This is a genomic window from Myxococcus qinghaiensis (assembly GCF_024198215.1).
Classification (GTDB): Bacteria; Myxococcota; Myxococcia; order Myxococcales; family Myxococcaceae; genus Myxococcus; species Myxococcus qinghaiensis.
On sequence record NZ_JAKCFA010000003.1, the window covers coordinates 147322 to 167541 of the forward strand.

The 20220-nt window shown below is 69.1% G+C and carries 19 protein-coding genes; 11 read left to right on the plus strand and 8 right to left on the minus strand.

The window, feature by feature from the left end; all coding sequences use genetic code 11:
- Nucleotides 1-107: 107 nt before the first annotated feature.
- From LZ199_RS05720 to LZ199_RS05745, 6 genes are all read left to right on the plus strand, one after another.
- Nucleotides 108-950, plus strand: coding sequence for an alpha/beta fold hydrolase (locus LZ199_RS05720; RefSeq protein ID WP_253992627.1), 843 nt, complete (start codon nucleotides 108-110; stop codon nucleotides 948-950).
- A gap of 91 nt (nucleotides 951-1041) precedes the next feature.
- A complete protein-coding gene (locus tag LZ199_RS05725; RefSeq protein ID WP_253992628.1) occupies nucleotides 1042-1650 on the plus strand; it encodes a TetR/AcrR family transcriptional regulator in 609 nt (202 codons plus the stop codon).
- Nucleotides 1647-1853: a hypothetical protein gene (locus LZ199_RS05730; protein WP_253992629.1), complete on the plus strand. Its 207-nt coding sequence runs from the start codon at nucleotides 1647-1649 to the stop codon at nucleotides 1851-1853. The genes LZ199_RS05725 and LZ199_RS05730 overlap by 4 nt, the downstream gene beginning before the upstream one ends.
- Nucleotides 1850-3061, plus strand: coding sequence for an MFS transporter (locus tag LZ199_RS05735; RefSeq protein WP_253992630.1), 1212 nt, complete (start codon nucleotides 1850-1852; stop codon nucleotides 3059-3061). The genes LZ199_RS05730 and LZ199_RS05735 overlap by 4 nt, the downstream gene beginning before the upstream one ends.
- On the plus strand, nucleotides 3058-3555 hold the full coding sequence (gene coaD / locus LZ199_RS05740; RefSeq protein WP_253992631.1) for a pantetheine-phosphate adenylyltransferase: 498 nt from the start codon (nucleotides 3058-3060) through the stop codon (nucleotides 3553-3555). Before LZ199_RS05735 ends, coaD begins: the two co-directional genes overlap by 4 nt.
- Nucleotides 3552-4298 (plus strand): MBL fold metallo-hydrolase, encoded by a 747-nt coding sequence (locus LZ199_RS05745; RefSeq protein WP_253992632.1) that lies wholly within the window; start codon nucleotides 3552-3554, stop codon nucleotides 4296-4298. Before coaD ends, LZ199_RS05745 begins: the two co-directional genes overlap by 4 nt.
- A 54-nt stretch (nucleotides 4299-4352) precedes the next feature.
- On the opposite strand, the gene LZ199_RS05750 is transcribed toward LZ199_RS05745, so the two are convergent.
- On the minus strand, nucleotides 4353-6248 hold the full coding sequence (locus LZ199_RS05750; protein WP_253992633.1) for an alpha-amylase family glycosyl hydrolase: 1896 nt from the start codon (nucleotides 6246-6248) through the stop codon (nucleotides 4353-4355).
- A 240-nt stretch (nucleotides 6249-6488) separates the two neighbouring features.
- Here LZ199_RS05750 and LZ199_RS05755 point away from each other — a divergent pair, with 240 nt between their 5' ends.
- Together LZ199_RS05755 and LZ199_RS05760 are read left to right on the plus strand one after the other, a co-directional pair.
- Nucleotides 6489-8108 (plus strand): bifunctional metallophosphatase/5'-nucleotidase, encoded by a 1620-nt coding sequence (locus LZ199_RS05755; protein ID WP_253992634.1) that lies wholly within the window; start codon nucleotides 6489-6491, stop codon nucleotides 8106-8108.
- 196 nt (nucleotides 8109-8304) lie between these two features.
- Nucleotides 8305-9387, plus strand: coding sequence for a 2-oxoglutarate and iron-dependent oxygenase domain-containing protein (locus LZ199_RS05760; RefSeq protein ID WP_253992635.1), 1083 nt, complete (start codon nucleotides 8305-8307; stop codon nucleotides 9385-9387).
- 30 nt (nucleotides 9388-9417) lie between these two features.
- On the opposite strand, the gene LZ199_RS05765 is transcribed toward LZ199_RS05760, so the two are convergent.
- Nucleotides 9418-10194 carry a YdcF family protein gene (locus LZ199_RS05765; protein WP_253992636.1) on the minus strand — a complete coding sequence of 259 codons (777 nt, stop codon included), beginning with the start codon at nucleotides 10192-10194 and terminating at the stop codon, nucleotides 9418-9420.
- 16 nt (nucleotides 10195-10210) lie between these two features.
- Nucleotides 10211-11056, minus strand: a complete 846-nt coding sequence (locus tag LZ199_RS05770) for an NAD(+)/NADH kinase (RefSeq protein ID WP_163861335.1) — start codon at nucleotides 11054-11056, stop codon at nucleotides 10211-10213.
- A 117-nt stretch (nucleotides 11057-11173) separates the two neighbouring features.
- Between LZ199_RS05770 and LZ199_RS05775 the strand changes: the two genes are divergently transcribed.
- Nucleotides 11174-12505 carry a replication-associated recombination protein A gene (locus LZ199_RS05775; protein WP_253992637.1) on the plus strand — a complete coding sequence of 444 codons (1332 nt, stop codon included), beginning with the start codon at nucleotides 11174-11176 and terminating at the stop codon, nucleotides 12503-12505.
- Between the two features lies 1 nt (nucleotide 12506).
- Here the strand turns inward: LZ199_RS05775 and LZ199_RS05780 are convergent, their stop codons facing one another.
- The 3 genes from LZ199_RS05780 to LZ199_RS05790 all read right to left on the minus strand — a co-directional run bounded on the left by LZ199_RS05780 (nucleotide 12507) and on the right by LZ199_RS05790 (nucleotide 16669).
- Nucleotides 12507-13973, minus strand: coding sequence for a sigma-54-dependent transcriptional regulator (locus LZ199_RS05780; protein WP_163861329.1), 1467 nt, complete (start codon nucleotides 13971-13973; stop codon nucleotides 12507-12509).
- Entirely contained in the window at nucleotides 13970-15550 is a 1581-nt protein-coding gene (locus LZ199_RS05785; protein ID WP_163861326.1) for an ATP-binding protein, read from the minus strand. The genes LZ199_RS05780 and LZ199_RS05785 overlap by 4 nt, the downstream gene beginning before the upstream one ends.
- A 168-nt stretch (nucleotides 15551-15718) precedes the next feature.
- Entirely contained in the window at nucleotides 15719-16669 is a 951-nt protein-coding gene (locus tag LZ199_RS05790) for a diguanylate cyclase (protein WP_253992638.1), read from the minus strand.
- Nucleotides 16670-16799: 130 nt separating this feature from the next.
- Between LZ199_RS05790 and LZ199_RS05795 the strand changes: the two genes are divergently transcribed.
- Complete coding sequence (locus LZ199_RS05795; protein WP_253992639.1) at nucleotides 16800-17588, plus strand: glycosyltransferase family 2 protein; 789 nt, start codon at nucleotides 16800-16802, stop codon at nucleotides 17586-17588.
- A gap of 9 nt (nucleotides 17589-17597) precedes the next feature.
- Nucleotides 17598-18446 (plus strand): ChbG/HpnK family deacetylase, encoded by an 849-nt coding sequence (locus tag LZ199_RS05800; protein ID WP_253992640.1) that lies wholly within the window; start codon nucleotides 17598-17600, stop codon nucleotides 18444-18446.
- Here LZ199_RS05800 and LZ199_RS05805 read toward each other — a convergent pair.
- Entirely contained in the window at nucleotides 18419-19087 is a 669-nt protein-coding gene (locus LZ199_RS05805) for a class I SAM-dependent methyltransferase (RefSeq protein WP_253992641.1), read from the minus strand. The two genes, LZ199_RS05800 and LZ199_RS05805, sit on opposite strands and share 28 nt — an antisense overlap.
- Nucleotides 19084-20217: a mannosyltransferase family protein gene (locus LZ199_RS46055; RefSeq protein ID WP_256568864.1), complete on the minus strand. Its 1134-nt coding sequence runs from the start codon at nucleotides 20215-20217 to the stop codon at nucleotides 19084-19086. The genes LZ199_RS05805 and LZ199_RS46055 overlap by 4 nt, the downstream gene beginning before the upstream one ends.
- Nucleotides 20218-20220 lie beyond the last annotated feature (3 nt).

The window sequence follows — 20220 nt, forward strand, 5'->3', positions numbered from 1 at the left end:
ACAAGTCCGAGCGGCCCGGGCCTCCATCCCTTCCCCGCCCGCCTGCTGCCGCGCCTGCCGCGCATGGTCACCTGAGAACGGAAGGCTCGTTCGACAGGGGGAGTGTCATGCCCGAGGTGCGCTGCGCGGGGGGTGCCCGCATTCGCTATGACGACGTCGGCCAGGGGCCGCTCACGTTGCTCTTCATCCCCGGCTGGTGCACCCGCCGCGACGTCTTCAGCCCCCTCGTCCCGCTCTGCGCCGAGCAACACCGGGTGCTCAGCGTCGACCTGCGAGGCCATGGAGACTCCGAGCATGGCGAAGGGGACTTCGACAGCGACACCGTCCTCGATGACCTGCTCGCCGTGGTGGAGGCCAGCGGCGCGGAGCGGGTGGTGCCGGTGACGCTCTCCCACGCGGGCTTCTGGGCGCTGGAGCTGCGGCGCGAGCTGGGCGCGGAGAAAGTCCCCCAGCTCGTCCTGCTGGACTGGATTGTCACTGAGCCTCCCCCGCCCTTCCTCGCGACGCTGCGAGGGTTGATGTCGGAGCGCTGGGGACGCACGCGCGACGAGCTGCTCCAGCAGTGGACCCGGGGCGTGGAGAACGAAGCCGTCCTGCGCTCCATCCACGAGGACATGCTCGAGTTCTCCGAGGAGATGTGGGCCCGGGCCGCGCGCGAAATCGCCGCCGCCTACTCGCGGGAGGGCTCTCCCCTGCGCGCGCTCGCCGGACTGAGTCCCTCGACGCCGACCCTGCACCTGTACTCGCAGCCGGACGCGCATGACTACCTGGAGACCCAGGTGGCCTTCGCCACCACGCATCCGTGGTTCCACGTCATGAAGCTGCCCGCCATCAGCCACCTGCCCTCGCTGGAGGTGCCGGAGCTCATCGCCGTCGGAATCCAGGCCCTCGTCTCCGGACGCAGGACAGCCGTCAGCACGAGCCGCATGAACCTCGGCCCCCCGGGCTGACCTCTCCTCCCCCGCTGCCGCCCCAGGAGCGATTGACACCACCGCCTCGCCTGTTTATAAGTTGGTCACACAACCAATAAACAAGGCCATCATGCCCCGTCCGTCCAACACCGAGGAGCGCCGACAGCAAATCGTCTCGGGGCTGCTGCGCGTCATGTCGGAGCGCGGCTACGAGCGGGCCTCGGTCAACGAAATCGCGAAGGCGGCGGGGCTGAGCCCGGGGCTGGTGCACTACCACTTCAGCGACAAGCAGGAGATTCTGCTCGTGCTGGTGGAGCAGCTCGCGGCGCGCGCTCGGGAGCGGGTGGCGAAGCGCTTCGAGCGACTCGCGGCCGAGGATGCTCGCGGACGCATCGATGCCTTCCTGGACGCGTTCCTCGCGACGGGCGCGGACGCGGACACGAGCGCGGTGGCCGGCTGGGTCACCATCAGCGCGGAGGCGATTCGGCAGCCAGAGGTCCGCGCAGCCTACGAGAAGGTGGTGCGCACGGACCTGGAGCAACTCGAGGCGCTGGTGGCGACGCTGGTGGGCAAGCGCAAGGCGCGGGCGCTGGCGGCGGGACTCTTCGCGGCGGTGCAGGGCTACTTCGTCCTCTCGGCCAGCTCGCCAGGACTGGTTCCGGCGGGTTCGGCGGCGAGCACCGTGAAGCACATGGCCGCGGGCCTGCTGGACACGCCGGTGGCGCGGGAGGGCGCATGAAGACCTCCACGGACGACCTCCTCACGCACCGGACACTCCGCTCGGCGAGCATCGCGAAGCGCAGGGTCGAGCGGCTCACGGGAATGGCTCGAAAGCCCACCACCGACAACCTCCTCACGAGCAGCACACTCCGCTCGGACAGCCTCCCGAAGCATGGGGCCGAGCGACTCACGGACACGTCGGTGGAGCGGGAGGGCGCATGAAGACCTCCACGAAGCTGGGGCTTCTGTCGAGCCTCTACCTCTCGCAGGGCCTGCCGTTCGGCTTCTTCACCCAGGCGCTCCCGGTGCTGCTGCGCCACCAGGGCCTGTCGCTTCCGGCCATCGGACTTGCCCACCTGCTCGCGCTGCCGTGGGCCCTGAAGTTCCTCTGGGCGCCCTTCATGGACCGGCACGGCTCCGCGCGCTGGGGGCTGCGGCGCGGCTACATCCTCCCGTTGCAGTGCCTCAGCGCGGGCCTGCTCCTGTCGCTCGCGCTGCCCGAGTCCACCGTGGACACTCGCCTGCTGCTCGCGGCGGTGCTCGGCGTCAACCTGCTCGCGGCGACACAGGACGTGGCGACCGATGGGCTCGCGGTGACGCTGCTCTCCCCCTCCGAGCGAGGCTGGGGCAACGGCATCCAGGTCGCCGCCTATCGCGTGGGCATGATTCTGGGCGGCGGGGTCATGCTCGCCGTGTTCGACAAGGCGGGCTGGCGCCCCACGCTCCTGGCCCTCGGCCTGGTGTTGCTCGTCGCCACCGTCCCCGTGGCGCTCTATCGCGAGCCGCCCACCGAGCCGTCTCCTCGCGCGAGCCTGGGCCTCGCATGGTGGTGGCGCCGGCCCGGTGCGACGACGTGGCTCCTCCTGCTCGTCGCGTACAAGGCGGGCGAGGCGCTGGCCACGGGCATGCTGCGCACCTTCCTGGTGGACCGGGGCCTGACGCTCACGGACATCGCGTGGCTCCTGGGCGGCGTGGGCTTCACGGCGGGCCTCCTCGGCGCACTCCTGGGCGGCAGCCTGGTGGCGCGACTGGGACGACGCCGGGCGCTGCTCCTCTTCGGCGTCATCCAGGCCACGGCGGTGCTGCTGTACGCGCTCGTCGCAAGCTTCCCCTCGTCCATGGTGTGGCTGACCGCCGTGTGCGCGGTGGAGCACGTGGCCAGCGGCATGGCCACCGCCACCCTCTTCACCGCGATGATGGACGCGTGCCGGCCCGAGCACGCCGCCACCGACTACACCGTGCAGGCCTCGCTCGTCGTCCTGGCCACCGGCGCGGCGGCGGCCGTCAGCGGCTTCAGCGCGCAGGCGCTGGGCTACCCCGGACACTTCGCCCTGTCCGCCCTGCTCTGCCTCGCGGGCACGCTCTACGTGGCACTCGCCTTCCACCCGTCCCGGGAGCTGACGCCCGGAGCGCCCGAGGTGTCGTCATGACCATCGCCGTCTACGCAGGCAGCTTCGACCCCGTCACGGCGGGACACCTCTCCGTCGTCCGGCAGGCCGCGCGACTGTTCGGCCACGTCGTCGTCGTCGTCGCCATCAACCCCGCCAAGAACACCCTGCTCTCTCAAGACGAGCGCCTGGCCCTGGTGCGCGAGGCCGTGGCCATGCACCCCAACGTCACGGTGGCATGGACACAAGGGCTCATCGTCGACTACGCGCGAGCCATCGGCGCCAGCGTGCTCCTGCGCGGCGTGCGCGGCGCCACCGATGCGCAGTTCGAGACGGAGCTCGCCCAGAACAACCGCGCGCTCGCGCCTGAGATCTCCACCCTCTTCCTTCCCGCAGAGGCCCACCTCGCCGAGGTGAGCAGCAGTGCCCTCAAGCAACGCGTCGCCCGGGGCGAGGACGTTTCGGCCTTCTGTCCTCCCGCCGTCGCGGCGAAGCTGCGCGAGCGACTCGACCCGTCCCTCCGGAGTCAGCCATGAGCCTGTCCTTCACTCCCCTGGGCGTCGGTGACGCCTTCTCCGCGCTCTACTACTCGTCCTGTCTCGCGGTGGAGGCGGAGGACCAGGTCCTCCTCGTCGACTGTCCCCACCCCATCCGGAAGATGATGCGCGAGGCGTCGCTGTCCTCCGGCGTCCCGCTCGACGTGGACCGCGTCAGCGCCGTGGCCCTCACGCACCTGCACGCGGACCACGCCTCCGGCCTGGAGGGCCTGGGCTACTTCTCCTTCTTCGTGCTCAAGAAGAAGCTGGAGCTGCTCACCCATCCGGACGTGGCGGAGCGCCTCTGGGAGGGCCACCTGGCCGCCGGCATGGAGTGCCTCATCGAGAAGAAGGGCGAGCCTCCCAACCCGAAGCACTTCGACGACTACTTCGACCACACGCCGCTCTCCACCGAGTCGGCCGTGCGGCACGGGCCCTTCCTCATCGAGGCCCGGATGACGTACCACCACGTGCCCACCACCGCGCTGCGCATCCACGCGGGAGGCCGGTGCCTGGGCTACAGCGCGGACACCGCCTACGACGAGGGCCTCATCGACTGGCTGTCACGCGCGGACCTGGTCATCCACGAGACGAACTACGGCGTGCACACGCCCTACGAGAAGCTCGCCGCGCTGCCCGAAGGCCTGCGCGCCCGCATGCGCCTCATCCACTACCCCGACAACTTCGACACCGCGGCCAGCGTCATCGAGCCGCTCCAGCAAGGTCGTCGCTACACCGTCTGAGGACCGGGCGCCCGCCCACGAGGCAACGGGCGCCCACGTCCTTACGTCTTCGCGCTACTGCGAGAAGATGAGCAGTGAGTACGGACCAATGGCGAAGGACGCGTTGTTGGCCATGCCGTCCTTGGCGCCGCTATAGGCGGTGGTGTTCGCCGACGCGGTGTTGCCGAAGTCGGACGAGTACCCGTTCCAGTCGCTGTTGAAGCGCAGGTACCACGTGCCCGTGCGCGGGAAGCCGATGTTGTAGTTGGGGTAGTAGGTGCCGCTGAAGTTGGCGACGATGATGACGTCGTCACCCGCGCCACCGCTGTCCCAGCGGTGATAGGCGAGCAGCTTGTTGGTGTTGTTGACGTGGTGGACGTTGACGTTGCCACCGCGCAGGCCGCGCGTGTTGTTGTTCCAGTTGCGGCGCTGGCGGATGAGGTCGCGGTACAGCGTCTTGATGCCGCCGTACGGGGTCAGCTTGCCCCAGTCCAGCGGGTCGCCGTCCGCGAAGAAGCCATCCTCCAGGAACTCCTGGCCCTGGAACATCATCGGGATGCCCGGCGAGGTGAAGGTGATGCCCGCGACGAGCGTGGAGCGCTTCTTCGCCGCCCAGCTCCCCGCGTTGCCCGGCCAGATCTCCTCCGGCACGCGCGCATGGCCGTTGGCCACCTCGTCGTGGCTCTCCGTGTAGATGACGCGCGAGTGGGCCCGGCCGCTGAAGCGCTGGGTAATCGCGTCACGCACCGCGAACATGTTCCGGTTGGCGTCGTTCTGCTCGATGGCCGCCGTGCGCAGGGGGTGCACGAACTCCGCCGTCCACTGCGCGTCGAAGCCCGCGCCGCCCGCGAAGTCGGAGGTCGCATCGTTGGTGATGGAGTCGCCGCCGCCGAAGTCCTCGGCGATGGAGATCTTCCAGGGCTTGTTCGCGTTGATTTCGCGGTTGATGGAGCGGAACACCTGCCACGCGGACGGGATGTCACCCGAGCCGTCAATCGTGCGCATGTACTTCGTGGCGTCCCAGCGCAGACCGTCCGCGCGGAAGTTGTCCAGCAGGTTCATCATCGAGTCGCGGATGTACGCACGCACCTCGGGACGGCCGTAGTCCGGGCGCGTGTCGCCCCACGGCGTCACCTTGCGGTTGTCGGTGAAGAAGTACTCGCCGCCGTTGCCCAGGCAGTCGCCGCTGAAGCACCACATGGGCAGGTCGCTGGGCCCGTAGTGGTTGTGCACCACGTCGAAGATGACGCCGATGCCGCGGTAGTGCGCCTCGTCCACGAAGCGCTTCATGTCGTTGGGCGAGCCGTAGGCGCTCTCCGGCGCGAACGGGAAGGCCGCGTTGTAGCCCCAGGAGAAGTCCCCGGCGAACTCGTACGCCGGCATCACCTTGACCATGTTGATGCCCAAATCTCGCAGGTAGTCGAGCTTGGCGATGGCGCTGTTCCAGTTGCCCGGCCCGAAGCCCGGCGAGTCGTGGAACGTGCCCACGTGCATCTCGTAGATGACCATGTCGTTGAAGGCGGGCGTGCTGAACTGCTGCGCGTTCCACCAGTACTCGCCGTGGTCATAGATGATGCTGGCGCCCGTGGAGTTCTCCTGCCACGCCGAGCGCGGGTCCGCGCGCCACGCGTCGGCGCCCCACTGGTTGCGCGTGACGAACTTGTACTTCTGGCCCTTCACCGCGCCCGCCACGTCGCCGGAGAAGTTGCCGTTGAACTCGTTGCCCAGCTCCACCCAGCCCCAGCTGCTGAAGTCGCCCGCCACGAAGACGCGGCTGGCCAGCGGCGCCCAGGTGCGGAACGTCGTGCCACCCGAATAGACGGTGGCGCCCATGCCCGGCCGCGTCGATGACGTGAGCTGCTGGACGACCTGCGCTGTCTCCTGAACGGAGCCCTGTTGCTTCTCGAGCGCGGACTCGCCGCAGCCGAACAACCCGGCCAGCAGCAACGCGCTCAACACGTTGTATCGCATGGTGACAACCTCCTCTTGGGACAAGGCGGGTCCTAGCAACCGCAGTGAAGTGCGAGCAAACCGCCTACGTGTGATTTCTGTAACTTTCAGTCATGACACGCCGCAGCAGCGATTCACGTTTTCCAGAGCTGACCTCGACTCAGGACGGGCCGTGAAGGCGGGGTGCTCGCCTTCCCCGCGTGAGTGCGCTACTCCCGCGAGCCCCGGCGCCGTGCGGGCGCCCCTGGAGAACGACTCGCGATGATGACTCCGACAGCGCTGGCCCGACGTGGGGTCCTGCTCCTGCCGCTCGCGCTGTTCCTGGCACTCGCGCCTGGCCGCGCGCGGGCCGCCGTCCCCGCCGCGCCCAAGGGCACGACGCGCCTGACGTTCCTCCACCTGGCGGACGTGTACCAGGTGCAGCCGCAGGAGCATGGCGACCGGGGCGGGCTCGCGCGGGTGGCCACGCTGCGCAAGCAGGTGCTGAAGGAGACGCCTGCCCCGCACGTGCTGACGCTGATGGGGGGCGACACGCTGTCGCCGTCGGTGGAGTCGCTGCTCGACATGGACGGCCAGCAGCTCAAGGGCCGGCACATGGTGGACGCGTGGAACGCGCTGGGCCTGGATGTCGCGGTGCTCGGCAACCACGAGTTCGACTTCGGCGACGAGGTGCTGCGCGAGCGCATCCGCCAGTCGCGCTTCACCTGGCTGGGCGCCAACGTGACGGACTCGAAGACGGGCGCGCTGTTCGAGGGCGTGAAGGCGTACGAGGTCCGCGAGGTGGGAGGCATTCCCGTCGGCCTGTTCGGCGTGGTGCTGACCGAGACGAAGACCTCGACGAAGGCGGGGCCGGACACCCAGTTTGGCGACATCTGCGCGGCGGCGAAGGACGCGGTGGCGAAGCTGCGCGAGGCCGGGGCCAAGGTGGTGGTAGGCCTGACGCACCTGCCGCTGGAGCAGGACCGACAGCTGGCGAAGTGCGTGAAGGTCGACGTGATTCTGGGCGGACATGACCACGTGGGCGCGGCGGACCGCACCACGGGCACGCCCATCTTCAAGGTGCCCTCGGACGCGCTGGAGCTGGGCCGCCTGTCGCTGGACGTGGACCCGGCGACGGGCACCGTTCGCAAGACGTCCTGGACGCGGATTCCCGTCACGAAGAAGGTGCCGGAGGACGCGGAGTTCAACGAGGCCATGAAGGCCTATGGGCCGCTGTTCGCGCGACTGGCGGAGCCCGTGGGCCGAACGCCGGTGGCGCTGGATGCGCGCACCGCGCACGTGCGCACGCGGGAGACGAACCTGGGCTCGCTCGTCGCGGACGCCTTCCGCGAGGCGGCGGGTGCGGACGTGGCCCTCGTCAACGGGGGCGCGCTGCGCGCGGACAGCGTGCTACCGGCGGGGGTGATGACGCGCAGGGATTTGCACTCGCTGATGCCGTACACGGACGAGCTGGTGGTGGCGGAGGTGAAGGGCGCCACGCTGCGCGCGGCCCTGGAGAATGGCGTCAGCCTGGCTCGCGAGGACTCACGGCCCGGCCGCTTCCTCCAGGTGTCGGGCTTGCGCTTCACGTTCGACCCGCGCAAGCCCGCCGGTGGGCGCGTGGTGGACGTGAAGGTCCACGGCAAGCCGCTGGACGCCGAGGCCACATACCGGCTCGCCACGCTGAACTTCCTCACCAGCGGCAAGGACGGCTACGACGTGCTCAAGGGCCTGCCCACCACACCCGCGCTGAAGGACGGACGCTCGCCGCTGGACGTGCTCGCCGACACCTTCAAATCGGGCAAGCCCGCGCCGCGCGCAAAGCCCGAAGGCCGCATCGTCCGACTGGGCGGAAGCACGCTGGCGCCCGACGCGCGCCGACCCGCGCCGCCCATGAAGTAGCCCTGGCTGGAATTGACCCGCCCCTCACATTCACTTCCAGACACTCGGGCCGCTTGAAACCTGGGTGCCTTTGCCCCGTGTCTGGCAATGAATGCGAGGGATTGCTCCACTGCCGCGCCGGCGGAGCCCCCCTTCATCTGCGACGTGACAAACCCGGCCCGGGCGAGCTCCCCACCACCCCCACGCGGGAGTTCCCATGGCCGAGCTCGAGACGTTTCAGTTGCCGCAATCCGTGAGTGGAAGCGAGTCCGACGTCGCGCTCGGGCTCACCATGATTCGAGCCTGGAGGCGCGACGGCATCTTCCAGCTCAGGATGAGCCCCACCCAGGCGGAGAAGGCCCGGCGCGCCTTCGAGTCGAGCCGCCGCTTCTTCCGCCAGACGCTCGACGCCAAGGCCCGCTGCGTGAGTGATTTGACGTACAGCGGCTACGTCGCCTCGGGCGAGGAGCTGACGGCGGGCGAGGCGGACTACTCGGAGGTCTTCACCGTCTGCAAGGACGTGCCCCTCACAGACCCGCGGGTTCAGTCGAACTGGCCCTGCCACGGCCCCGCGCCCTGGCCGGACGAGGCGTACCGCCAGGACATGAAGGAACACACCGAAGAGCTGGGCTCCGCGGGAGAGCGGCTGCTGCGGCTGGTGGCGCTGGGCCTGGGCCTGGAGGTGGACACGCTCACGGCGCTGACGCGGGACGGGTGGCACCACATGCGCGTGCTGCGCTTCCCGGCCCGCTCCCCCATGGCGACGCGGGGAATCGGCGCGCACACCGACTACGGAATGCTGGTCATCGCCGCGCAGGACGACGTGGGAGGCCTCTACATCCGCCCGCCCGTGGAGGGCGAGAAGCGCCACCGCAACTGGCTGCCGGGCGAGAGCTCCGCGGGCATGTACGAGCACGAGGAGCCGTGGACCTTCGTGAAGCCCGTGCCCGACGTCCTCACGGTGTTCCCCGGGGACATCCTCCAGTTCCTCACGCGGGGCTATCTCCTGTCGACGCCCCACAAAGTGGCGCTCAACACGCGCGAGCGCTTCGCGATGGCCTACTTCCACGAGCCCCACTTCGAGGCGTGCGTGCGTCCGCTGCGGGAGCCCTCGCGTGAAGAGTTCATCCACTACGGCTCGCACTTCACCAACATGTTCATCCGCTGCTACCCGGACCGCGTCACCACCCAGCGCATCCTCGATGAGGACCGGCTGACGACGCTGGCCTGGCTGCGCGAGGAAGCCGTCCAGCGCACCATGCCCGTGGAGGAGGTGCCCCTGCGCCGCGCCGCGAGCTGAGGAGCCTCGGCGACAACGACGCCGCCGACGTCACTGCGTCGTCCAGCCCCGGAGCCGATACACGACGCGTCCCGCCAGCTCGCGCAGGACGTCCGTGCTCTGCGACAGGGAGGACGCCCGGGGCACCCAGCTCAGTCGCCCCGGGCGCGTGGCGGGCATCCTCGCGTCCACCGGCAACGTGTCCGGCCGCAGCCCCACCGCGGCGAAGCAACCCGCGGCGCGAGGCATGTGCGCCGCGCTCGTCACCAGGAGCAGCCGCTTCCAGCCCCGCTCGCGGATGATGCGCTCGGACTCCAGCGCGTTCTCCCGCGTGTTCCGGCTCCGGCCCTCGGTGACGATGCGCTCCGCGGGCACGCCCCATTCTTGAAGCAAGCGCGACAGCACGTCCGCCTCCACCACGGCCTCGGGACGCGGGTCCAACGAGCCACCCGAGATGAAGACGTGACTCGCGCGCCCCTCGCGCACCAGCTCGAAGCCCTTCAGCACGCGCTCCGACGCGCCGTTGAACTCGATGCGCCCCGAGCGCTCCGTGGCGGCTGGGTCCAGCCCTCCTCCCAGGACGATGACGGCGTCGTACGTCACGCCCGGCTTGGACGTGTCGCGTGCGCCCGACTCCGCCAGGTACGTCAGCAGCGTGGACACCGCGTCGGTGGAGAAGAGGTAGAGCACCAGCAGGCCCGCGAACGTGAGGCCTCGGGAGAGCCGGGGCTTGCGGCGAAGGACCACGGCTCCGACGACGAGCAGCAGCAACACCCACGTCAGGGGTGCCAGGAAGAGGTCCAGCACCTTCGAGAGAATCAGGAACACGGGACGCGAAGGCCCTTCAGCGCTCGCCCCAGTGGAGCTTCTGGCGAAGGATGGAGAAGTAGGCCACGCGGGGGTTGCGCACCAGGTTGACGCGGTTGGCGGAGCGCACCACCTCGATGCAGTCGCCGCCCTGCAGGCCGTGGCCCGTCTGTCCGTCCAGCGTGAGGTACGTGTCCGCCGTCTCGCTGCGCAGGGTGATTCGGATGACCCGGTCCGCCGGCACGACGATGGAGCGCTGGGTGAGCGCGTGCGAGCAGATGGGCGACAGCACCGTGCAGTCCACCGACGGGTGGACGATGGGGCCGCCGGCCGACAGCGAGTAGGCCGTGGAGCCCGTGGGCGTGGCGAGGATGACGCCGTCCGCCTTGTACGTGGTGATGGGCACCCCATCGATGGACGTCTCGTGGTCGGCGATGCGCGCCAGCGCGCCCTTGTTGATGACCACGTCGTTGAGGATTTCGTCCTCGATGAGCACGCTGCCGTTGCGGATGAGCCGGCACGTCAGCTTCATGCGCGAGTCCACCTGGAAGCGGCCGGCCTGCACCTCCTCCAGCGTGGAGAACAGCTCCTCCACGGGAATCTCCGTCATGAAGCCCAGGCTGCCCAGGTTGACGCCGAGGATGGGCACGCCGCGTCCGCCCAACAGGCGCGCCGCGTAGATGAGGGTGCCGTCACCTCCCAGCACCACCGTCAGGTCCGCCCGGGCCGCCAGCTCCCGGTCTTCTATCCGAGGCCAGCCCAGGACATGGGCCAGGGAACGGTCCCCCAGCACGGTGAGGTGCGGATAGGTCTCTCGGATGCGGGCCGCCAGCGCCACCGCCTCCGGGTTGTCCTTCTTCGCGACGATGACGAGGGTCTGCACGCGGGGGCTTTTTAATCCAGGCGGGCACCCGGGCGCTCCCCTGATTTGCGCGAGGGCCCGCCCACCAGACAGACGCCCCGGCGAGGCGGCCTTCAGGGCGCTAGGTTTGGGGCGGCCATGGACCTCTTCGAACATGCCGGACAGAAGGAGCAGGCCCGTCGGGCGCCGCTCGCGGAGCGGATGCGTCCCCGGGCCCTCGACGAGTTCGTCGGCCAGGAGCACATCACCGGCGAGGGCCGCTTCCTGCGCCGGGCCATTGAAAGCGACCAGGTCCCCAGCCTCATCCTCTGGGGGCCTCCAGGCACCGGCAAGACGACGCTCGCGGGGCTGGTGGCCCGCTCCACCGGCGCCGCCTTCGACTCGGTGTCCGCCGTCCTCGCCGGCGTGAAGGACATCCGCGAGACGGTGGCCCGTGCCCAGGACCGCTGGAACCTGAATCGCCAGCGTACGTTCCTGTTCATCGACGAAATCCACCGCTTCAACAAGTCGCAGCAGGACGCCCTGCTACCCCACGTGGAGAAGGGCACCGTGACGCTCATCGGCGCCACCACGGAGAACCCGTCGTTCGAGGTGAACGCCGCCCTTCTCTCCCGCTGCCGCGTCGTCACCCTGCGCGGGCTGGAGGAGGAGGAGCTGGTGCCGCTGTTGCGCCGGGCCGTCGCGGACGCACGCGGCCTGGGCGGCAAGGTGGTGGTGGAGGACGACGCGCTGAGCTTCCTCGCGAGCACAGCCGGCGGTGACGCGCGCAAGGCCCTCACCGGCCTGGAGGTGGCCGCGGCCCACGGCGGCGAGAAGGTGGACCGTCAAATCGCCGAGGAGGCGCTCCAGCAGAAGACGCTGCTGTACGACAAGGGCGGCGAGGAGCACTACAACGTCATCAGCGCCTTCATCAAATCCATGCGCGGCAGCGACGTGGACGGCGCGCTGTACTGGATGGTGCGCATGCTGGAGGCGGGCGAGGACCCCATCTTCGTACTCCGGCGCATGGTCATCTTCGCCTCGGAGGACATCGGCAACGCGGACCCGCGCGCCTTGAGCGTGGCGGTGGACGCGCTGCGCGCCTTCCAGCTCGTGGGGCTGCCGGAGGGCACCCTGCCTCTCACCCAGGCCGTGACGTACCTGGCGCTGGCGCCCAAGTCGAACGCGGTCATCGCCGCGTACACCGCCGTGCGCGAGGCCGTGACGAAGGAGGGCGCGCTGCCGGTGCCGCTGCACCTGCGCAACGCGCCCACGAAGCTGATGAAGTCGCTGGGCTACGGGGGCGGCTACAAGTACCCGCACAACTTCGAGGGCAACTACGTCCCGGAGGACTACCTGCCGGAGGCCCTGCGCGCCCGGCGCTTCTACACCCCTACCCGCAACGGGCTCGAGGCGGAGCTGGCCGAGCGCTACGAATCCATCCAACGCCAGCTCGCGGAGCGGGTCCGCGAGCCTGGCGAGGAGGGTTGAACTAGGAGGCGGCTTCCAACGGCTCGACTCCGTCGACGTCGTCGTCCTTGAGGACGCGCGGCTTCATGGAGCGGCCAGCCACCTCGTACTGCTTGAGGAGGCGACGGAAGTTGGAGCGGTCCACGCCCGCGGCGCGCGCGGCGCTGGAGACGTTCTGGTTGTTCTTCTCCAGGAGCGCGGACAGGTAGCGGCGCTCGAAGGCGCGCATCGCCAGGCGCTTGGCCTGGGCGTACGGCAGGTGCGCCAGCGAGAAGACCTCCACCGCCGAGTCGGCCTGCGGCGCCGACTGGAAGCCGGGCGGCAGGTCCTCCACGTCGATGACCTCGTTGCTGGTGAGCACCACCGCGCGCTCGATGACGTTCTCCAGCTCGCGCACGTTGCCCGTCCACCGGTTGCAGGTGAGGGCCTCCATGGCGCGCGGAGAGATGCCCGCCACCTTCTTGTCCGCCTTGGAGGCGTACAGCTTCAGGAAGTGGTGCGCGAGCAGCGGCACGTCCTGCGGCCTGTCGCGCAGGGGCGGCAGGTCGATGGTGATGACGTTGAGGCGGTAGAAGAGGTCCTCGCGGAACTTGCCCTGCTCCTTGGCGCGGGACAGGTCCACGTGCGTGGCGGCGATGACGCGAACGTCCACCTTCACGGGCTCGTTGGCGCCCACGCGCTTGACCTCACCCTCCTGCAGCACGCGCAACAGGCGCACCTGGGTGGCGGGAGGCACGTCGCCAATCTCGTCCAGGAAGATGGTGCCGCCGTCGGCCGCTTCAAACAGGCCCTTTTTGTTGCCCGTGGCGCCGGTGAAGCTGCCCTTGATGTGGCCGAACAGCTCGCTCTCCAGCAGCGTCTCCGTGAGCGCCGAGCAGTTGACGGCGACGAAGGGCTTGTCCTTGCGCGAGCTGCGGTAGTGGATGGCGCGCGCCACCAGCTCCTTGCCCGTGCCGCTCTCGCCCTGGATGAGCACCGTTGCCGTGGAGTGGCTGACGGTCTCCACCAGCTTGAAGACCGAGCGCATCTGCGGCGACTGGCCGATGAGGTCCTCGAACTGGCTGCGCACGGTGAGCGCCTCTTCCAGCGCGCGGGTGCGGTCCTTGAGCGCCTTGCGCTCGGCCGCCTTGGCCACCGTGAGGCTCACCTCGTCGATGTTCTCGAAGGGCTTGGTGAGGTAGTCGTACGCCCCCGCCTTCACCGCCTCCACCGCCGTCTCCACGGTGGCGAAGGCCGTCATCATGATGACCTCCACATCCGGACGGTCCGCCTTGATGCCGCGGAGCAGGTCCATGCCGGACAGGTTCGGCATCTTGATGTCGAGGACGACGACGTCGATGGAGGGGTCCTTGGCCGCCGTCAGACCTTCCACCGCGTCATCAATGGCCACCACCGGGTGGCCCTCGCGCTGGAGAATCTGCGTCACGGCCTTGAGGACGACGGAGTCGTCATCCACGACGAGGACTTTGGCGCGCTTGACTTGGTTCACGGCAACCTCTCGAGCTGCAGGGGAATGGGCAGGAAGACGGTGAAACGGGAGCCGGCGCCCACCTGGGTGTCGACGTGGAAGCTGCCCCCGTGGTCCTGGACGATGCGGTACGCGATGGACAGACCCAGCCCGGTGCCTTCACCGGGGGGTTTGGTGGTGAAGGAAGGCTCGAAGATGCGCGGCAGGTGCCGCTCCTCGATTCCGCAGCCGGTGTCGGACACCGCGAAGAAGCAGCGGTCTCCCTCGCGGCCCGTCTCCAGCGTCAGCTTGCCTTCGCGCTTGGGCAGCGCCTGAAGGCCATTCTGGAGCAGGTTGAGCACCACCTGCGCGAGCGTGCCGGGGTCCCCGTACACCTTGGGGAGCCCTTCCTTCAAACCCAGGGACAACACCGCGCGAGGCGTCGCCTTGATTTGCGCGCGGAAGAGCACGGCCGCGTCTTCCACGCAGCGCGACAAATCGAACAGCCGCCGGTCCTCCACGCGGCTGTGCCGGCTGAACTTCAGCAGGCTCTCGACGATGCGCTTGCAGCGCAGCGCGCTCTCTTCAATCAGTCCCAGCGACTCCAGGTCCGCGTCGTCGCGGCCCGCGTCGCGCGACATGAGCTGCGCGAACGCGAGGATTCCGCCCAGCGGATTGTTGATTTCATGCGCCACGCCCCCCGCCAGCTGCCCCACCGCCGCCATCTTCTCCGTCTCGATGAGCCGGCGCGTCATCGCCTGCTCCTCGGTGACGTCGCGATAGGTGCACACCACCCGCTCATCCCCCGCCATGGGGTACGCGGCCACCACGTACGTCCTGCCCCCCTGCTGCACCTCACCCCGCGCGCCCTTGCCGCTCTCCATGGCCGCCGGCAGCGGGCAACCCGTGCACGGCTCGTTGCGGCCGAAGAGGTAGCGGTAGCAGGCGACGTCCGACGGAATCTGCTCGATGGAGCGCCCGGCCACGTGCGCGTACGCCAGGTTCGCCCGCCGCACCGCGAAGTCGCGACCGCGGACGACACACAGCGGCGTCTCCATGCAGTCGAACGACAGCTCCCACTCGCGCTTGGCCTGGCTGAGCATCCGCGTGCGCTGCGCGACGCGCTCCTCCAGGTCCGCGTTGAGCAGCTTCAGCTCCGCGTTCTGCGCCGTCGTCACCCGGTACAGCCGCTCGTTCTCCGCCTGCAGCGCGTACTGCTCGAACGCGCTCTTCACCGTCAGCACCAGGTGGCTGTCGTTCCAGGGCTTGGAGATGAAGCGGAAAATTTCGGAGCGGTTGATGGCCTCTTCAATGGCCTGCTGGTCCGCCTGCCCCGTGAGCATGATGCGCTGGGCGCGCGGCTCCTGCTGCTTCACCCGCGTCAGGAACTCCACCCCGTTCATGCCGGGCATGCGGAAGTCGGAGATGACGACCTCGGGACGGAACTCCTCCACCGTCCTCAGCGCCTGCTCGGCGTCCGTCGCGGTCTCGATATCCCAGTCACCCCGACGCAGCACCCGCCGGATGGACTTGAGGATGTTCTCCTCGTCGTCCACGAGCAGCAGCCTGCCCCGCGGGGCGGCTTCGGGCTTCGGGAGCTGTGCGGCGAGGGGTCCCATGGGATTCTTTCCGTCCCATGACATTTGCAATGCGTTTGCCAGCCGGTGGGGCACTGCAAACCCATGGAATCACGAGATGATTCGACTCCCCGACAATCGGGGGCCGGGGTCATCCTAGACTCATCCCCTATTCCCGGGTCAACAACAACCCAGGGTCTTTGACCCAGGCTACTCGCCCTGCGACGAAGGGGGCGGAAAGAGGGGCATTTGAGAGTGGAGACAGATGCGATCCCGCCCCTCGTCCTTGGCCCGGTAGAGCGCTTCGTCGGCGGTGAGCAGGAGCTGTTCAGGGCTGAGGACGGTGCGATGGGGAAAACTGGAGACGCCCAGGGAGGCCGTGACTTGAAGTGCTCCATCCGGCCCTACCCGGAGGGTCGCCAAATCGCGGCGCACACGCTCCGCCACGGAGAGGGCCCCCGTCAGATGGGTGCGAGGCAGCAGGACGGCGAACTCCTCGCCCCCGTAGCGCGCCACCAGGTCCGTTTCGCGCACGCTGGCCTGGAGGGTGGCGGCCACCTCCCGGAGCACTCCGTCCCCTGTGGTGTGCCCGTGCCTGTCGTTCACCTGCTTGAAGTGGTCCAGGTCCAACAGGATGAGCGCCAGCGGGTCGTCGTAGCGCTGCGCCCGGCGGAACTCCTCGCGCAGCCGCTCCTGGAAATGGCGGTGGTTGTGGACCCCCGTGAGGCCGTCCGTCGAGGACAGCCGCTGCAGCTCACCCACCTGGTTGGATAGCTGAGTCAGACGGGCCTGGGTCCGCAGGCTCTTGGTCACCCGGGCCCGTAATTCTTCCGCATCCCATGGGTCAAAGACGACCTCTGCCCCCTGGGCCAGCGCACCCACCCAAAAGCCCCGGGTTTCCCTATCTGCCAGGACCAGCACGGGAGGCCCTGGCGGTCCTTCCAGGGTCAGCAGCTTGTCGAGCCAGTCCCGGGCTGGTGGCTCTCCAGGCGGGCGGGCGACCCACACCACCAGGTCCACCTCCCGAGCCAGCCGGCCCACCTCGGGGCCGGGAGAGACGAGCCGGAGGCAGAAGTCGTCCGGCCCGAGCGCCCGCGCCAGCCGGGCCAGGGTTGATTCCGCTTCGTCCACCACCAACAAGGTGCAGGGCCTGATGGTCACAGTATCCCCGGAAAATGGTGACTCCACGGTACCACACAGGTGATTTCAGGTGGGAGTCCCATGATTGATTTAGGACCCAGGGCTTGGTACCGAGCCGCCCGAGCAGTCCCCCCGTACCCCGAGGTCCTCCGTGGCCAAGTACCCGAGCATCAGCCTCTTCCTTCCCGCCTGGAACGAGGAGGACTACGTCGAGCGGGCGGTGGGTCGGGCGGTGGAGGCCCTCACCCAGCTGACGGACGACTTTGAAATCATCGTCGTCAACGACGCGTCGACGGACCGCACGCAGGAGCTGGCGGAGGCGATGGCGCAGCGGATTCCGCAGCTGCGGGTCATCAACCATCCGGTCAATCTCAAATTGGGTGGGGCGATGCGGACGGGGCTGGCGGCGTCGACGAAGGACATCGTCGTCTACTCGGACATCGACCTGCCGTGGGATTTGCGGGAGCTGGAGCGCTCACTGCATCTGATGGACTACCTGGAGGCGGACATGATTTGCGCCTTCCGGTTCGACCGCACGAGTGAGGGGCCCAAGCGCATCGTCTACTCGTTCGTCTACAACATGCTCATCCGGGCGTTGTTCGACATCCAGATCAAGGACGTCAACTTCAGTTTCAAGGTGATGCACCGCCGGGTGCTGGAGTCGATGGAGCTCAAGAGCCAGGGCTCGTTCATCGACGCGGAGCTGGTGGTGAAGGCCATCCGCAAGGGCTTCCGCGTGTTCCAGATGGGTGTGGACTACTTCCCGCGCACGCGGGGCGTGTCCACGCTGGCCTCGCCGTCGGTCATCGTGAAGATGGTGAAGGAGCTGGTGAAGCTGTACCCGGAGACGCGCACGCCAGCGCCGCCGACGCAGCCGGTGCGCCTGCCGCCGTCGGTGCAGCCGCTGCGCACGGTGTCCGGCCGCACGGCGCGGGGCTGAGAGCCCGCCGTGAGTTCACGCCCCACGCGCCTCGTCGTGAATGCGGATGACCTGGGGCTGCACCCGTCGCTGGACGCGGGCATCCTCCGCGCGCACCGCGAGGGCATCGTCACCAGCGCCACGCTGCTCGCGATGGGGCCCACGGCGGCGGAGGCGGCGGACCGCGCGCGGGCTCAAGGGCTCGCGGTGGGGCTGCATCTGGCGCTGTCCACCCGGCTGACTCCGGCCGCGCCCGCGCAGGCGGTGAGCACGGTGGCGCCGGGGGGGCGGCTGCGCGGGAGCTGGGCGGACTTCGCGAGGGACTGGTTGATGGGGAAGGTCCGGCGCGAAGAGGTGGCGCTGGAGCTGGACGCGCAGCTGCGGCGAGCGCGCGAGCTGGGCGTGGCGGTGGACCACCTGGATGGGCACCAGCACCTGCATGTGCTTCCGGGCATCAGGCCCTTGGTGGAGGCACTGGCCGCGCGGGAGAGGCTGCCGCTGCGCTGGCCGGATGCACTGCCGCGCGTGAAGTGGCTGCGGACGCCTGGGCCCGCGCTGAAGACGACGCTGCTGACGGTGCTGGCACGCACCGCGCCTCGTGCGCCCCAGGGTGTGCGACGGGTGAGCGCGGGCGGGGTGTTCGAGGCGGGCCGACTGGACGAGGCCGCGCTGCTGGCCGCGCTGGATGCACTGCCCTCGGGTGACTTCGAGCTGGGGTGTCATCCTGGTGAGGGCGCGCCGCATGTGCCGGAGGACCCGGCGTGGCACTACGGCTGGCAGGCGGAGCTGGCGGCGCTCACCAGTCCTCGCGTGAGGGCGCGTCTTGACGAGCGCGGTATCCAGCTCCACAGCTACGGGACGCTCGCCTCCGCGACGTAGAGCACGTGGGGCGTCGTGTAGCCTCGCCCCAGGTCCACCACGTCGCGCACGACGAAGCCCGCGTCCTCGAGCAGCACCGTCATCTCCGCGCGAGGCTTGAGCACCATCCCACCGCTCGCCTTCGTGCGACCGAGCAGCGACACCATCACCCACTCCTGCGCCAGCGCCTTGCGGTGCTTCCAGGAGCCGTCCCCTTCCACCTCCTTCAGCAGGAAGCGCCCTCCCGGCTTGAGCAGCCCATGCACCGTGCGCAGGAACGTGGGCCACTTCGCCTCGGGCAACAGGTAGAGCACGTCGCACACCACCGCCGTGTCACACGCTCCCGGCAGCGCGGGCGCCAGCACGTCCTCCACCGTGCCCTCGGCCAGCTTCACCTGCGGAACTCCCGCCAGTGCCCGGCGCGCCCACTCCACCTTGCGCGGGTCCGGGTCCACGCCGTGCACCGTGCGACTCGGCTCCGCCAGCGCCAGCAGCGCGGAGAGCAGGCCGTGCCCACAGCCGATGTCCGCCACGGTGCCACCCGACACGCGCTCGGCCACCGCGAGCAGCGGCGCTGACGACGCGCGCGCATGCACATGGAAACGCTCCGCGGCGGGGAGCCCGGAGTACAGCGCGAGGGCCTGCTCGAGGGGCGTGCTCATGAGATGTAGTAGTCCGCGCCAAACGCCCAGGACAACACGAGCAGCGACACCGCGCCCACCACCAGCGCGCCCTGGAGCACCCGAGGCCGCTGCCTCAACAACAGCGCCCCCGTGAGAAACACGGGGAACGAGGACAGCAGATACCGCCCCATGCCCATGAAGTCCTTCGTCGACCACGCGGGCAGGCCGACAATCGCCAGCACATACACCGCATAGCCCCACCCCAAGAGCTTGCGCGTGGGCCACACCAGCGCCAGCGCCAGGAACGTGAAGAACGCGTGCGCCGCCAGTCGGAACGCCTCGCGCTTGTCCGTGGGGTTCAGCACCACGCGCTCGAACCAGCTCACCTTGAGCCACGTGTGCCAGCCGGGGGTCTGCTCCCAGCCCGCCGCGCCCTGCACCTTCACGAACGCGAACGGGTCTCCAAACTTGTGCCACAGGAAGAGCATGTAGCAGCCGAAGCCCAACCCCGAGAGCACCGGCATGAAGTCCACCACGCCCCACTTCTCGCCCCGAGCGTGCTTCCACTCCAGCCGCCGCACCAACAACCCCAGCACCACCGCGGGCGCCACCGGCCTCGCCGCCGTCGCCACCGCCGCCACCAGCACCGCCGGCGCCAGGTGCCCCTTCTCCAACAACAAGAAGGCCGACACCACCAACAGGACGAACAGCGCGTCCGAGTACATGGCGCCATAGAAGTACATGGTGAAGGGATACATCGCCATCAGCAGCCCGGCCTTGAGCGCCGTGTCGTCATCCGTCAGCAGCTTCGCCCAGCGCGTGAACATGAGCAGCGCCAGCGGGCCACACAGCAGCGTTATCAGCACCCCGGCCTGATAGACGTTGGGCCCCAGCGACTCCACCGCGCGGATGAGCAGCGGATAGAGCGGGAAGAAGGCCACCGAGCTCTGCTCGCCCGGCGTGTACTGGTAGCCCTCCTGGGCAATCCGCATGTACCAGCTCGAATCCCACGCCACCCAGCCCATGGTGACGTACTCGTCCAGGCGGACGACGGGGTTCCGCGGATTCTTGTGGAAGTAGCGCCAGGCCCCGGCCGCCGCGGCGGCACTGCACAGCAGGACTGCGACGAGGACGACCAGGGCGATGGTGCGAGACGCGGAGCGGGCCATTCG